Genomic DNA, 13,067 nt, shown 5'->3' with positions numbered 1-13,067 from the left:
CGACGCATGGCGCGGCCCAGCCTCGATCCCAAAGGCTACTATGCGGTTCTCGGCCTGACCCCGGCGGCGGACACGGCGGCGGTCAAGCGCGCCTACCGGACGCGCGCCAAGGTGCTGCATCCGGACCGCAACCCGTCGCCGCGCGCCGCCGAGGAGTTTCACGCCCTGGCCGAGGCCTACGGCGTGCTGCGGGATGCGGAGACCCGGCGGGCCTACGACAGCGGCCGCCTCGGGGCACGTGGGCCGGGCGGTTCCACCGGTGGGACGGCCCGGGGGGGCAGGGCTGCCAACCCCACGCCCCTCGGTCTGCGCACCTGCGAGGTCTGCGGGCGGACCACGCTCGACCTGCGCTATCGCGTCCTGCACCGAGTGCGGGGGCAGGGCTTCAAGGTCGTGCGCGCCCCCATCGCGGGCGTGTTCTGCCGGCTGCATGGCGAGCGCACGGTGGTGGCCGCCAGCCTGTATTGCTGGGCGCTGGGCTGGTGGGCGCTGCCGTGGGGACCGGTTGCCACAGTAGCGGCGCTGGCCCGGAATCTGCCCGGGGGCGATCTTCCGCCGACCGAGAACTATCAGCTTCTGACCGCGCAGGCGCGCGCATTCCTGGCGCGCGGGAACCTGCCGATTGCCCGCCGTCTGGTGGAGCAGGCGCGCCGCTTCGCGCGGACGCCAGCCGAGCGCGCCCACATCGCGCAGCTTCTGGAGACGCTGGCCGAACAGCCCGCGCCCCGCCGTCCTGATCGCGTCCGCTGGTTCGGCCCGGCGCAGATGGCACAGATCGCGCCGCTGCTGCTGATGGTGACGCTGGCGGTATACATCGTGGGGCCGGGCCGTCTTATCGCACCGCTGCTGAACCGCGCGGCCGATCCCACCCCCATCGTGCGCGACCAGGGCCCGGTGAGTGGCCGGACGCAGCCCGCCCCAACGACCCAGGGGCCGTTCACCGGCCAGACGGAGGCGCTGCCGGAGACCGGCGGACGCGGTGGGGGGAGCCGGCCGGAGGTGCTGGGGGCGGGGGTGCTTCATGCCGTGCAGGTCGAATCCGTGACCGTGCGGCAGGCGCCGTCGCGCAACGCTCCGGTGGTCGCGACGCTGCCGCGCGCCACGGTGGTGACGGTTTTGTCGGTCTCTGCCGATGGCGGATGGAGCCGGATCCTGTCCGCGCGCGGGGTGCGCGGGTTTGTGGTGTCCGAGGCCCTGCGTCCGCTGGCGACCGGGGCGCCTCGGGGGCCATGACCGGCCCGGCGGCGGGGCACGCCGGTGCCTCTCGCGGTCACGCCGCGCCGCCGATCCGTCCCCCGCGCGGAAAAAACCGCCGGACCGCATCATGGCGGGGCGTTTGCCTGTTTTGATTGACGCTCCGTGCGCCATCGGGTAGCCTTCAGGCTGGGACAAGCTTTGACAAGGCTGGACCCCGGTCGGAGTTCGCCGCCGGTCCGGCCCGACCCTGCCGTTCCCGACGGCGTGCCATGGTGCGCGCGGCTCTAGGCTGCGTCACGACGTCCGGCCGGGTTAGCGGCGCGCGGGACAGGGCGGGATGACCACCAGGGCTCATCCTGTATCGAGGTGTGTGGGGTGCCGGACCGCCAGGATGGGCCGCGTGTTCTGACATGTCTGGGAGGCCAGGATGGCCGCGCTAACAACGCCGATGGTTGGGCCCGCAGCGGGGCCGGTTTCCGCGCCGTCCGCGTCGCGGCCGGTGTCGGCGCCACGGGCCGGCGGGACCGGGGCGGGCGGTCTGGCGGAGATGATCGAGGCCGTCGCCGGGGCTGGCGCGCCACGCGCGCGCACCACGGACGACGACCGGGCCTTCGCCGATGCGGATGGCCGCGGCGATGGCCTTCAGCGCCGCGCCGCGCGATCGCTCGCGCCCCATGCGGTGGCGGGCGAGGCCGATGGTGGGCCGGCCCGGCGCGCGGTCACACCCTTTATGGTGGATATGGCGATCAAGGCCGTGAATGCGGTGGTCTCCGGGGCGCCCCGCGTCCTGGTGCCTGGCACGTTCGACCGCGTCACCGGCGTCTACGATCAGGCGATCCAGGCGATCGCGGGGCGCCATCCGGTCGATCTGACCGGCCGCGCCCTGGATCGCACCCTGTAGCCGTGGACCGGTGTCATAGCGGGCCGGTGTAGCCGGCCGCCAGATCGCTCGGGACTTAGCTGTTCATGGAGTCGAAGAAGTCGTCGTTGTTCTTCGTGTCCTTCAGCTTGCCGATCAGGAACTCCATCGCGTCCTGCACGCCCATCGGCATCAGGATACGGCGCAGCACCCACATCTTCGACAGCGTTCCCTTCGGCACCAGCAGCTCTTCCTTACGGGTGCCGGAGCGGGTGATGTCGATGCTGGGGAACACGCGGCGGTCGGCCAACTTGCGGTCGAGAATGATTTCCGAGTTACCGGTGCCCTTGAACTCTTCGAAAATCACCTCGTCCATGCGCGATCCGGTGTCGATCAGCGCGGTGGCGATCACGGTGAGCGAGCCGCCTTCCTCGATGTTCCGGGCGGCGCCGAAGAACCGCTTCGGCCGTTGCAGGGCGTTGGCGTCCACACCGCCGGTCAGCACCTTGCCCGAGCTGGGCACCACGGTGTTGTAGGCGCGCGCGAGACGGGTGATGGAGTCGAGCAGGATCACGACGTCGCGCTTGTGCTCGACCAGCCGCTTGGCCTTTTCGATCACCATTTCGGCGACCTGAACGTGCCGGCTCGCCGGCTCATCAAAGGTGGAACTGACCACCTCGCCCCGCACCGAACGGTCCATGTCCGTGACTTCCTCCGGGCGCTCGTCGATGAGCAGCACCATGAGGTAGACTTCGGGATGGTTTGCGGCAATGGCGTGGGCGATGTTCTGGAGCATCATGGTCTTGCCGGTGCGCGGCGGCGCGGTGATGAGCGCGCGCTGCCCCTTGCCGAGCGGCGTGACCAGATCAATGACCCGCGTCGTGTATTCGCGTCGCGTCGGGTTGTCGATCTCAAGCTTGAGCTTTTCGTCCGGGTAGAGCGGGGTCAGGTTATCGAAGTTGATGCGGTGACGGACCTGATCCGGTTCCTCGAAGTTGATCGTGTTGACCTTCAGAAGCGCGAAATAGCGCTCCCCATCCTTTGGGGCCCGGATCTGGCCTTCCACCGTGTCGCCGGTTCGCAGCGAGAAGCGGCGGATCTGGCTGGGCGACACATAAATATCGTCGGGGCCGGGCAGGTAATTCGCTTCCGGAGACCGGAGGAAACCGAACCCGTCTTGCAGGATCTCCAAAACGCCTTCGCCGAAGATCGCCGTGTCGTTATCAGCCAACTGCTTGAGGATGGCGAACATCATTTCCTGACGTCGCAGCGTGCTGGCGTTTTCAATCTCAAGTTCCTCGGCAAAAGCCAGAAGGTCCTTGGGTGTCTTCTTTTTCAGATCCTGAAGATGCATGGTGGTCTCGACAATCGAGCGGGGAAGGAATGGGGAGGGACGCGGGCGGGAAACGGGAGTCCACGCCAGCCGCGTGCCGAGCGAGTGGACCGTTCTTCCGGCCGGCGGACGATGGACCGACGGTACGCGGCGATATCCGGGGCCGGGCACGGGGACCGTGGGACGGTCCGCGCTTGGTGGTGAGGCGGGCAAAAGGGGAAGTGGAGAGTGCCTGAGGCCGCGCCTGTCGGGAGGGTCTCGGTCTCGGATTGGCCGGGAGGTCCGTCCGGACACGGCGGGTCGGTCACCCAATCCCCGAAACGAAAGATACGATTCCACCCCGCTTCGCCAGACGCGACGACGGTTCACAAGGGTGGGACGGACGTTTCATGGAGAAGGAGGTCCGGGCGCACGAGCCCCCGAACGAATGAAACTATACGCGTGGTCCTTCGCGCGCGCAAGAAAAATCGGTGTCGCGCGTCGACGTTATGCGTCGGGGGGGCCCGTGTCGGCGGGATCCGGGCCGGCGACCAAGCGATCCAGGATGAGGGCGTGAAACACGGAGGGCGCGCCCGCGCCCGTGAACCGCCATCCCAGGTGCGCGCGGCAGCGGGCGCAGAGGGCGACGGTCCAGGCGTAACTGGGGAACCAACTGAAGACCGTGCTGTGCGGCCCCAAGGGATGCGCGCCGGGGGCGCGTTCGAAGCATCCAATATGGAACACGACGCCGGCTGGGTTGAAGACGCGGTGATCGTGGGCGCCGCGCACCACGATGGCTTCGGCCGGCCAGGTCACCAGAGCCCCGCAGGCTCGGCAGAGCAGCGCCGGCCGGTCGGGGCCCTCCGCGTTCTGCACGCCCGGCCGTGCTTGGGTGCCGGGCGGCGATGGCCGGTCCGCGCCGCGCCGGGCCTCGACCGGCGGCGCCCCCCGGAGGGAGGTCGCCGTGCCGGGCGCCGTCACTCCTTCGGCACCATGCGTCCCAGTTTGCGGCCGGCGAACACATGAATGTGCAGGTGGGGAACCTCCTGGTTGGCGTCGGGGCCGGTGTTCGACAGGGTGCGGTAGCCGTCCTCGGTGACGCCGGCCTGCTTGGCGACCGTGCCGACCGCCCGCACCAGGGCCGCGATCTCGGCGTCGCTGGCGGTGTCGCTGAAGTCGGTCCAGCTCACGTACGCTCCCTTGGGGATCACCAGGATGTGCGTGGGCGCCTGCGGGTTGATGTCGTGGAACGCCAGGGTATGCTCGTCCTCGTACACCTTGGAGCAGGGGATCTCGCCCCGCAGGATCTTGGCGAAGATGTTGTCCGGATCATAGGCCATGGTGTCGCGCCTCCCTCTCGGGGCGGCCCGGGCCGGAGCGGGCCGTCCGCGTTGTCGGTCTGCACGGCACGATAGGGCCCGAACCCCGGATCCCCAAAGCGGAAAACGTCCGGGGGCCAGCCGAAGACCCATACCAAAGGACTTTCTTATGACCCCTACGGATGCCCCGCCCCGCCTTGCCACGGTCCTGTCGGCGCATGGCCTGCCCCCCACCGTGTATGCCTATCCGGGCTCGACACGCACCGCCGCTGATGCCGCGGCGGCGATCGGCTGCCCGGTGGCGGCCATCGGCAAGTCGCTGGTGTTCATGGGGGCGGAGAGCGGCACGCCCGTGGTGGTGATCGCCAGTGGGGCCAACCGGGTCGACGAGGCCCGGGTCGCGGCCCTCATCGGGGAGCCGATCCGCAAGGCCTCCGCCGACGAAGTGCGCGCGGGCACCGGTCATGCCATCGGGGGGGTGCCGCCGTTCGGGCATCCCACGGACCTGCGCACGATTCTGGATCCGGACCTGCTGGTGTTCGATCCGGTCTGGGTGGCGGCCGGCACGCCGAAAACCGTGTTTCCGATCACGCCCGACGCGCTGCGCGCGGCCAGCCGGGCGACGGTGGCCCCGATCGCCTAACCGTGAGGCCGCGGAGGCCCTGAACCCGACGTGTCCGGTTCAGGGCCGATCCGTCACACACCATATATTATACGTAATATTATACGTAATGCGCGGCCAGCGGCGCGAAGCCGTTGAACCCGATCGAGGCATAGGTGGTCGTGTACGCCCCCGTCGACAACAGGCGAAGGCGGTCCCCGGCCCGCAGCGCCAGGGGCAGCCGCAGGTCGGCGCGGTCGTACAGCACGTCCACGCTGTCGCAGGTCGGCCCCGCCAACACCACCGGTCCGGTTCCGGCGTCATCGCCGTCGCGTCCGGTGACGATGGGGTAGCGGATGGCCTCGCCCTCGGTCTCGGCGAGGCCGTTGAACCGGCCGGCGTCGATGTAGACCCAGCGGCGGTCCTCGGTGTCGTCCTTGCGGGACACCAGCACCACCTCGCTTTCCAGCACGCCGGCATTGCCGACCAGGCCGCGCCCGGGCTCGACGATCAGCGCCGGCACATCGCCGTCGAACAGGCGCTCCAGTGCCGCGCGCAGGCTGGCGCCGTAGGCGTCGACCTCGGGCACCGGCCGGCCGTAGCGCGTCGGCAGACCGCCGCCCAGGTTGACCAGCGTCGGGGTCAGGCCGTCCGCGCGCAGGCCGCGGAACAGGTCGGCGACCAGCGCGAGGGCGTGATCCCACTGCGTCAGGTCGGTCTGCTGCGAGCCGACGTGGAACGACAGGCCGACGGGGTCCAACCCCAGGTCCGCCGCCAGCCGCATTAGGTCGCGCGCCATGGTGGGCGCGCAGCCGAACTTGCGCGACAGCGGCCATTCGGCGCCGGCGTTGTCGGTCAGAATGCGGCAGAACACGCGGGCGCCGGGGGCGTTCTCGGCGATCTTGCGCAGTTCTTCCTCGGCGTCGAAGGCGAACAGGCGGATGCCGCGCTCGTACGCGGCCGCGATGTCGCGCGCCTTCTTGATCGTGTTGCCGAATGAGATGTGTGCGGGGTCGGCGCCGAGCCCCAGGCACAGGTCGATTTCGGGCAGGCTGGCGGTGTCGAAGCGCGCGCCCAGCCCGACCAGACGCGCGACCAGCGGCGGCGCCGGGTTGGCCTTGACGGCGTAATAGACCTCGGCCTCGGGCAGGGCGGCGCGGAGCGCGTGGTAGTTCGCCTCCACCACGTCCACATCGACGACCAGGCAGGGCGTGGCCGGACGGGTGGCCAGGAAGGCCGCCATCTTGCGGGTCAGGCCGGGGGCCACCCACTCGGGCGGTTGGGCAACGAGGCTGAGCGGGGGGCTCAACATCGGATTCGACAGCGCGGTGTGGGCCGACGCATCCAAGCGGCACGCGGGCAGGGTTGCGGCGCCGGGCGCAACGCCCGGGACATCCGCGCGCAGGGCAACGGGAATCATGGCCTCTCTCCACGCGGGCGCGCGGTCACGGGCGGTGCCGCGACCGTCGCCGGTCTGCAATCGTGTGTCGGGTCAGCGCTTAACGGGGCAGCGCTGAACGGGGCAGGACGGGGCGACGATCAGACGACGCCGCGCTTGTGCTCCGCCAGATGCGTGCGGTCGGTCTCGAACGCTTCGCGGAACACCGGCACCGCCTTGAGCGGCTGGGCATCGCCGCACATGAAGATGTCGAGCGCCGCGTAGCCGCACTCCGGCCACGTGTGAATGCTGATGTGGGACTCGGCCAGCACGGCCACCCCGGACACCCCGCCGTTGGGCGTGAAGTGATGCAGGTGGATGTGCAGCAGGGTGGCGCCGGCGACGCGGACGGCCTCCCTCATGGCGTGTTCGACACGCTCCAGATCGTCGATCCCCTTGGCATCCCAAAGGTCGAGGATCAGGTGGCGACCCGCAAATGTGAGCCCATTTTCGGTGATGAAGTGGTCAAGTCGGTCGTCGCCCATCGGCGGTGTGCTGGGCACGGCCTTCAGGTGGACGGACGGAACGGATCTTACCTCTGCTCGGGCTTCGCGGGCCTCCGCTTCAGTATTCACCGCCAATTGGGGGGATGCGTAACGCATGTTTCCTGATCCCTCTAACCAGCGTTGAACCCGAAGGGTCTTGTTTCGTGGAACAAGCCTCATCATTGGATTGAAAAAAAGCAGACGCACCGGGCGGGTCCACGAAGGGGGCCGGGTGCGTCCGCAATCCGGCGGACCATACGCATGTTTGGCCCTGAATCAAGTGAAATTCCATCTCGCAGACCGTTTTTTCATGCGCACGGTGTGCGCCTGTCTCCGGAAGCGGCGGCGGTTGGTGCGGGGCCTCGAAAACGACGCAATGCGTGCCGGCCGTGTGCTAACATCAAGGGCGCCGCGACGAGCTTGGGTGCGTGGGGCGTTCCCGGCGACTCACCGGGCCGGCGGGAGGAGGGCAGGACCATGACCGACGATATCGGGCGATCGCCGCCACCCCAGCCGGTGTTCTGGCGCCGCGACCGTCGCCAGGGCGGCGGCGCCGAGTCGGGGGATTGGGAGTATGCCCGCGCCGCCGACGCCTACGGCCGCCTCGCTGATGATGATGGCCGCGACGTGGACGATACCGTAACCATGTTCGGCATCCCGCCCGCAGAGCTGACGCCGGCCGTGCGGCGTGCGATCGGCCGCCTGGTCGCCGAGGTGGATCGCCTGCGTCAGGAGCTTGACGCGCGGCCGAGCGGACCGCTGCCGGCACCGCACCCTTTCGAGTCGGAGGGGGCCGAGGCGACGGCTCCCCCTGAGGTGACGGCGTCCGAGGCGGAGTCGGTGGCGCTCTGCACGCCGGAGGCTCTGGACGAGGCCCTGCGCGCCCGCCTGGACGTGTTGGCGGCGGGCGGGGCGGCCCCCGCCATCGCCGTGCTGTCGCTGGCGAACGGCGAAGACCTGCGCGCCCGTTATGGCCCCGCCGCCCTGCGCCATGCCACCAGCGCGCTGGCGGAGGCCATCGCGGCCATTCGGGCGCCGGACGAAATTCTCGGCTGGACGCGCGGGGGCAGTCTGGCCGTGGTGCTACCGTTCGATGGCCAGATGGATCACCTGTGGTCGCGGGTGCGGGCCCTGGCGCAGGGTGGAGAGGTCGAGGTGGCGTGGCACGCCGACACCCTGCGCACCTATGTCCGTCTGGGGGTGCATGTCTGCCGCCGCGGCGACGATCCGGCCGAGGCGGTGGCGCTGGCCGAACAGATGCGGCGCCGGGTGGTGCGCCCGCGCGCGGAGACGGATCCGCGCCCCGACGATCCGGACGCGGATGGGGCCTGACGGGCGGCCCTCGCCGCCTGTCAGGCGATGATGTCGGGAGTCAGCCGGTTTTGCAGCCGCGCGATATCGTCCTTCAGCGCCAGCTTGCGCTTTTTCAGGCGCTGAAGCTGAAGCATATCGTAGGGCGCTGTGTCCATCAGGCGGGCGATCACCTCGTCCAGATCCCTGTGTTCAAGCAATAGCCCCTCGAGCTTGTGGCGCAGGGCATTGGTTTCATCGTCGTCAATCATGCGCGGTCAAGACTGGATAAGGTGCGGTACGCGGGGCGGGGCGGGGCAGGGTCCGGGGAGCGTTGGATGCCGTAGCAACCACGGCCCAAGGAGCCATGGAAGCCACGGTGAACCCGGCGTTCGGGACCGAATGACCGCATTCTAGCAGAAAAGCCGTGACGGCAATACGTCTCTTGGCGCACCCTGCCAACCGTGACACGGCGCACCGCCTGCGCCGGCCCGTCCAACCCATTCTCTGTCCCGGCGTTTACCCGCCCCTCCCGCCTGACCGCTGCGGTTGTCGGTCCGCTTTTCGGGGGCGGTCGCGACGCCGGGCCGACCCCCACCCTTCAAGCCTGCTGATGACGATGGAGAGAACGCATGGGGAAAGTACGACGTCTTGGCGTCCTGACCAGCGGCGGTGACTGCGCCGGGCTGAACGCCGTCATCCGCGCGGTGACGTATCGCGCCGTCCGCACCTATGGGTGGAAGGTTTTCGGCATTATCGACGGCTCCATGGGCCTGATGGAGCGTCCGCTGCGCTACCGCGAGCTCGACCTGGACATGTTCTCCGGCAACATGCTGCGCGAGGCCGGCACGTTCCTGGGCACGGTGAACCGGGGCGATCCGTTCAACTTCCCGATGCCGGATGGCTCCACCAAGGACCGCTCGCTCGACTTCGTGGACGGCTTCAACAAGCTGTCGCTTGATGCGCTGGTGGTGATCGGCGGCGACGGCTCGATGAAGATTCTGAAGCAGCTCTGCGACCGGGGCAGCATCAATATGGTCGGCGTGCCGAAGACCATCGACAACGATGTGCATGGCACCGACTTCGCCGTTGGCTTCACGACCGCGGTCAACGTGGTGACGGAGGCACTGGACCGCCTACAGCCGACCGCCGCGAGCCATCATCGCGTCATGATCCTGGAGGTCATGGGGCGCGACGCGGGCCACATCGCCATCAATGCGGCCATCTCCGGCGGCGCCGACGTCGCCCTGGTGCCGGAGATTCCGTACAAGCTGGACAGCATCGCCCGCAAAATCGAGGAGGTGATCCGCGAGGGCCGGAACCACGCCCTCGTCGTCGTCGCCGAGGGCGTCAAGACCGAAGACGGCACACCGGCCACCAAGGCGCAGTCCCATGGCCAGATGCGCTACGGTGGCATCGGCCAGTACCTGTCGGAGCATCTGGCGGCTAAGACCGAGCTGGAAACCCGCGTGACCACCCTGGGGCACGTGCAGCGCGGGGGCACGCCCTCCACCCGGGACCGGTTGCTGGCCTCGGCGTTCGGGGTGCACGCCGTGGACATGGTGGCCCAGGGGCAGTCCGGGCATATGGTGGCCTGGCGCGACAACGCCCTGGTCGAGGTTCCGTTGGAGGATGTCTGTATCGGGCCGCGCACGCTGTCGCCCGACGACGCCCTGGTCACGGCGGCGCGGGGCCTTGGCATCTACGTCGGTGAGGAGGGCGCCTGATCGGGATGTCCTGATCGGGGCGACCATCCTCAGCGACCGGCGTCAGTGGGTCTCGTCGTCCTCCGACCGCCAGCGGGCGACGAGTCCGGCGTCGATATCGAACAGGTCCAGCACGCGACCGACGCCGTGGTCCACCACGTCGTCGAGCGTGCGGGGCCGGGTATAGAAGGCCGGCATGGGGGGCGCGACCACCGCCCCCATCTCGGTCACGGCCGCCATGGACCGGATGTGGCCCAGATGCAGCGGCGTTTCCCGCACCATCAACACCAGCCGCCGCCGTTCCTTCAGCGTGACATCGGCCGCCCGGGTCAGCAGGTTCTCGCCCGCGCCGGCGGCGATGGCGCCCAGCGTGCGGGCGGAGCAGGGCGCCACGACCATGCCCCGGGTGCGGAACGAGCCGGAGGACGGCGCGGCGGTGAGGTCGTCCACCCGGTGCCACGTGTCCGCCAGGGCCCGGACCTCGGACACCTTCCGGTCCATTTCATAGGCGAGCGTGATCTCGGCCGTCCGGGTCATCACGAGATGGCTGGGGATGCCGAGTCGCCGCAGCACCTCCAGCATCCGCACACCATAAGCGATTCCAGAGGCGCCGCTGATGCCAACGACGAGTGGGTGCGGAGGGGTCATTTCAAAAAAATCCCTTACAATACGGATCCGTTTTCACGGATCAAGACCAAAATCCCACATTTCATGAACCTGTCGTCGGATTCACTTTGCGGGCGGGGAGGGTTTGGATAAGCTGGTCGGGTTGTTAGACCAGATGAGGAGGATCATGTCATGGGTCGTGATGCAAGGATGGATGCGCTGAACACGCGCCATACCGAACTTGAGGCTCGCCTGGACTCCGAATCGTCTCGACCGCAGCCTGATACCAGTCTGATCGCGACGCTGAAACGCCAGAAACTGGCCATTAAGGACGAAATGGCACGTATGGCGCACCCGTCCTGACGGTTGCGGCCCACTGTTCGTCTTCTCGAAGGTTCATCGTTGCAAGGGAGAGCGTTGCTGGACATTGGCCTTGACGCGGGCTCCGTCGGATTGGGGGAGCCCGGCCGGTCGCGAGATGGCTCGCGACTGGAACTCCAAAGGAAGGGGACTGTTCACATCGATAGCGACAGACGGCCTGTCCCCGCTGCCGACGCGAATGCCCTCTGACGGACGCGCATGACGCCGTCCACCGGTCTCGGTCCAAGCACCGAACCGCCCGCGTAGCGGGACTGACAGGATACATTCCCTGCGTGGAATGCGACGCGAGGCGGTCCCAGGATATGGGGCCGCCTCGACTGTGTTTGGTCCTCGCCCCGTCCTCGCTGAGCTGCCCCGCCCTCGCTGAGCTCGAGCCTGGGCCCGCGTGCGGCGTCCTACGCCATCCCGACTGTCTGAAACCGCGAAAACCCGGCCCCTTGGGAGGGGCCGGGTTTTCGTTCATTCCGTCCGGCGCCAGGCCCCGCGAGGCGGCCGTCGGCCGGCCGGGCCGGCGGAGCGGTAGGGCGCTTACGCAGCCGCCGAAGCATCCTTGCGCAGCCACCGGGTGCCGAACAGGCCGCCCACGGCCGTGATCAGGAACCACACGGCGGCCGGCAGCGGGGTCACGCTCATGCCGACCACGAGGTCATCGTGGTTGTCGTCCCAGTCCTTCCCGCTGTCGTCCAGCGCCAGCCACAGGGATCGGCCTGAGGTCGCGGTGCCGTCGCCGTCCGGCGCGAAGGAGCTGAAGAAGTTCGGCGCGCCGTTGACCCGCGTGTTGTCCACACCGTTGGTCACCTTGTCGGCGCCGTCGTTGACCTCGAAGCGGAACGCCAGGGCGCCCTGGCCGGAGTAGCCGGTCAGCGTGACCAGGGTGGTTTCACCTTCGGTGCTCTCGGTCGAGAAAATCGTCTCCCAAATGCCGTCCGCGTTGGTGTCCATCTGGAACGTGTTGTACCAGCCCGCGCTCATCCCGACATAGGTCAACCGAAGCTGTCGGCCGCCAATCGCGTCGAAGTCCGCTTCCACAGTCTGCTCGAAGAACCCGAGCGTGCTGCCGGGGATGACCTGGTTCTTGTTATCCGGCGATGTCGGAACGGCGGCCCCGGTGCCGGGCGTCAGCTGGAGGTACGCGGCCTGGGCCGGGGCGAAACTCAGGGCGCCGAACACGGCGGCGGCGCCGGCGATGGTGGCAATGGTCTTCATGGTGCTTTCCTCTTCGTTCGCGGTGTTTGGGTCCCGCTGCGTGGTGAACCCGTTTGATCCTGCGTATCGACCGAAGAGGACTCCTTCAGCCGATGGTTCTATCGTGATGGACTCCGCAGCCTCGGAGCCCGGGGAATCTTGCGCCCCGTCGCGGAGCGCACGGTAAACCCATGCGTTATATCCCTCGTTTGGCCCCTCGTTTGGTATCCCTCCGAGCCGCGGCTGTTCCCGTGGAGCGGCGCTGCGGCGCGCTCCTGAGCATCCGGTCTGACGTGAACATTCGACCGGAATGTCCGATGCGGCGACTGCGGCGTCTCGAATGCCAAAGGCCATCCGTTTTTTTCGACACGGTGAGTATCTCCCGGCGGCCCGGCCAATGCTATCCGCTGCATGGTGCCCCCCCCTATTCGGTGGGGTCGGCCGCGGGCGCGACGCGCGTGGGGTCACTTCACTCCATCTTTCGGTGGACATGGAAGACGGGCAACTAAGCTCGATCGGCTCGCATTCCGTACAATTCAGACCGAAACCGTCTTGTTTAGGGCCCGCACCGAGAAAAGACGCCAGGGCCCGGCCGCGATGCGCCGCCGGGGAAGAGGGCGAGGCCGGGGCCGGCCGGCAGGACTCGCCGTCCATGCCGGTCAACCATCCTGGCCGTCGGCCCGGGTCT

At 68.5% G+C, this 13,067-nt stretch carries 14 protein-coding genes; 6 read left to right on the top strand and 8 right to left on the bottom strand.

Translation table 11 applies throughout. The annotated features are described in order from the left end of the window. Positions 1-6 precede the first annotated feature (6 nt). Both GGD82_RS09875 and GGD82_RS09870 read left to right on the top strand, forming a co-directional pair. On the top strand, positions 7-1,233 hold the full coding sequence (locus GGD82_RS09875) for a DnaJ domain-containing protein (RefSeq protein WP_150061537.1): 1,227 nt from the start codon (positions 7-9) through the stop codon (positions 1,231-1,233). 391 nt (positions 1,234-1,624) lie between these two features. After that, a complete protein-coding gene (locus tag GGD82_RS09870) occupies positions 1,625-2,098 on the top strand; it encodes a hypothetical protein (protein WP_150061538.1) in 474 nt (157 codons plus the stop codon). A 55-nt stretch (positions 2,099-2,153) separates the two neighbouring features. Here the strand turns inward: GGD82_RS09870 and rho are convergent, their stop codons facing one another. From rho to GGD82_RS09855, 3 genes are all read right to left on the bottom strand, one after another. Next, positions 2,154-3,410, bottom strand: a complete 1,257-nt coding sequence (rho, locus tag GGD82_RS09865; protein WP_150061539.1) for a transcription termination factor Rho — start codon at positions 3,408-3,410, stop codon at positions 2,154-2,156. Between the two features lie 465 nt (positions 3,411-3,875). Then, positions 3,876-4,349, bottom strand: coding sequence for a cereblon family protein (locus GGD82_RS09860; protein WP_150061540.1), 474 nt, complete (start codon positions 4,347-4,349; stop codon positions 3,876-3,878). Continuing rightward, the gene (locus GGD82_RS09855) at positions 4,346-4,708 is read right to left on the bottom strand and encodes a histidine triad nucleotide-binding protein (protein ID WP_150061541.1); all 363 of its coding nucleotides are present in this window, start codon (positions 4,706-4,708) and stop codon (positions 4,346-4,348) included. The genes GGD82_RS09860 and GGD82_RS09855 overlap by 4 nt, the downstream gene beginning before the upstream one ends. 148 nt (positions 4,709-4,856) lie before the next feature. Between GGD82_RS09855 and GGD82_RS09850 the strand changes: the two genes are divergently transcribed. Continuing rightward, positions 4,857-5,330, top strand: coding sequence for a YbaK/EbsC family protein (locus tag GGD82_RS09850; RefSeq protein ID WP_150061542.1), 474 nt, complete (start codon positions 4,857-4,859; stop codon positions 5,328-5,330). 79 nt (positions 5,331-5,409) lie between these two features. Here GGD82_RS09850 and GGD82_RS09845 read toward each other — a convergent pair whose 3' ends face one another. Both GGD82_RS09845 and speD read right to left on the bottom strand, forming a co-directional pair. Further along, positions 5,410-6,543, bottom strand: coding sequence for a type III PLP-dependent enzyme (locus GGD82_RS09845; RefSeq protein WP_170284192.1), 1,134 nt, complete (start codon positions 6,541-6,543; stop codon positions 5,410-5,412). 284 nt (positions 6,544-6,827) lie between these two features. Beyond that, positions 6,828-7,328: an adenosylmethionine decarboxylase gene (gene speD / locus GGD82_RS09840; protein ID WP_150061543.1), complete on the bottom strand. Its 501-nt coding sequence runs from the start codon at positions 7,326-7,328 to the stop codon at positions 6,828-6,830. A 360-nt stretch (positions 7,329-7,688) separates the two neighbouring features. Between speD and GGD82_RS09835 the strand changes: the two genes are divergently transcribed. Beyond that, a complete protein-coding gene (locus GGD82_RS09835) occupies positions 7,689-8,543 on the top strand; it encodes a hypothetical protein (RefSeq protein ID WP_150061544.1) in 855 nt (284 codons plus the stop codon). A 20-nt stretch (positions 8,544-8,563) separates the two neighbouring features. Here the strand turns inward: GGD82_RS09835 and GGD82_RS09830 are convergent, their stop codons facing one another. Next, positions 8,564-8,773, bottom strand: coding sequence for a YdcH family protein (locus GGD82_RS09830; RefSeq protein WP_150061545.1), 210 nt, complete (start codon positions 8,771-8,773; stop codon positions 8,564-8,566). A 360-nt stretch (positions 8,774-9,133) separates the two neighbouring features. Between GGD82_RS09830 and GGD82_RS09825 the strand changes: the two genes are divergently transcribed. Further along, positions 9,134-10,228, top strand: a complete 1,095-nt coding sequence (locus tag GGD82_RS09825) for an ATP-dependent 6-phosphofructokinase (RefSeq protein WP_150061546.1) — start codon at positions 9,134-9,136, stop codon at positions 10,226-10,228. 42 nt (positions 10,229-10,270) lie between these two features. Here the strand turns inward: GGD82_RS09825 and GGD82_RS09820 are convergent, their stop codons facing one another. After that, positions 10,271-10,855, bottom strand: a complete 585-nt coding sequence (locus tag GGD82_RS09820; RefSeq protein ID WP_150061547.1) for a UbiX family flavin prenyltransferase — start codon at positions 10,853-10,855, stop codon at positions 10,271-10,273. Positions 10,856-11,005: 150 nt separating this feature from the next. Between GGD82_RS09820 and GGD82_RS09815 the strand changes: the two genes are divergently transcribed. After that, entirely contained in the window at positions 11,006-11,176 is a 171-nt protein-coding gene (locus tag GGD82_RS09815) for a YdcH family protein (RefSeq protein ID WP_150061548.1), read from the top strand. A 546-nt stretch (positions 11,177-11,722) separates the two neighbouring features. Here GGD82_RS09815 and GGD82_RS09810 read toward each other — a convergent pair. Then, positions 11,723-12,400: a VPLPA-CTERM sorting domain-containing protein gene (locus tag GGD82_RS09810; RefSeq protein WP_150061549.1), complete on the bottom strand. Its 678-nt coding sequence runs from the start codon at positions 12,398-12,400 to the stop codon at positions 11,723-11,725. Positions 12,401-13,067 lie beyond the last annotated feature (667 nt).

Origin of the sequence: Roseospira marina (assembly GCF_014197855.1) — a bacterium.
Taxonomy (GTDB): Bacteria; Pseudomonadota; Alphaproteobacteria; order Rhodospirillales; family Rhodospirillaceae; genus Rhodospira; species Rhodospira marina.
This window is presented reverse-complemented; position numbering and strand designations above follow the sequence as displayed.

Excerpts from the sequence above, each read along its gene's own strand:
- GGD82_RS09875 (WP_150061537.1), top strand. The coding sequence starts at position 7 with ATGGCGCGGCCCAGCCTCGATCCCAAAGGCTACTATGCGGTTCTCGGC.
- GGD82_RS09870 (WP_150061538.1), top strand. The coding sequence starts at position 1,625 with ATGGCCGCGCTAACAACGCCGATGGTTGGGCCCGCAGCGGGGCCGGTT.
- rho (WP_150061539.1), bottom strand. The coding sequence starts at position 3,410 with ATGCATCTTCAGGATCTGAAAAAGAAGACACCCAAGGACCTTCTGGCT.
- GGD82_RS09855 (WP_150061541.1), bottom strand. The coding sequence starts at position 4,708 with ATGGCCTATGATCCGGACAACATCTTCGCCAAGATCCTGCGGGGCGAG.
- GGD82_RS09850 (WP_150061542.1), top strand. The coding sequence starts at position 4,857 with ATGACCCCTACGGATGCCCCGCCCCGCCTTGCCACGGTCCTGTCGGCG.
- speD (WP_150061543.1), bottom strand. The coding sequence starts at position 7,328 with ATGCGTTACGCATCCCCCCAATTGGCGGTGAATACTGAAGCGGAGGCC.
- GGD82_RS09835 (WP_150061544.1), top strand. The coding sequence starts at position 7,689 with ATGACCGACGATATCGGGCGATCGCCGCCACCCCAGCCGGTGTTCTGG.
- GGD82_RS09830 (WP_150061545.1), bottom strand. The coding sequence starts at position 8,773 with ATGATTGACGACGATGAAACCAATGCCCTGCGCCACAAGCTCGAGGGG.
- GGD82_RS09825 (WP_150061546.1), top strand. The coding sequence starts at position 9,134 with ATGGGGAAAGTACGACGTCTTGGCGTCCTGACCAGCGGCGGTGACTGC.
- GGD82_RS09820 (WP_150061547.1), bottom strand. The coding sequence starts at position 10,855 with ATGACCCCTCCGCACCCACTCGTCGTTGGCATCAGCGGCGCCTCTGGA.
- GGD82_RS09815 (WP_150061548.1), top strand. The coding sequence starts at position 11,006 with ATGGGTCGTGATGCAAGGATGGATGCGCTGAACACGCGCCATACCGAA.
- GGD82_RS09810 (WP_150061549.1), bottom strand. The coding sequence starts at position 12,400 with ATGAAGACCATTGCCACCATCGCCGGCGCCGCCGCCGTGTTCGGCGCC.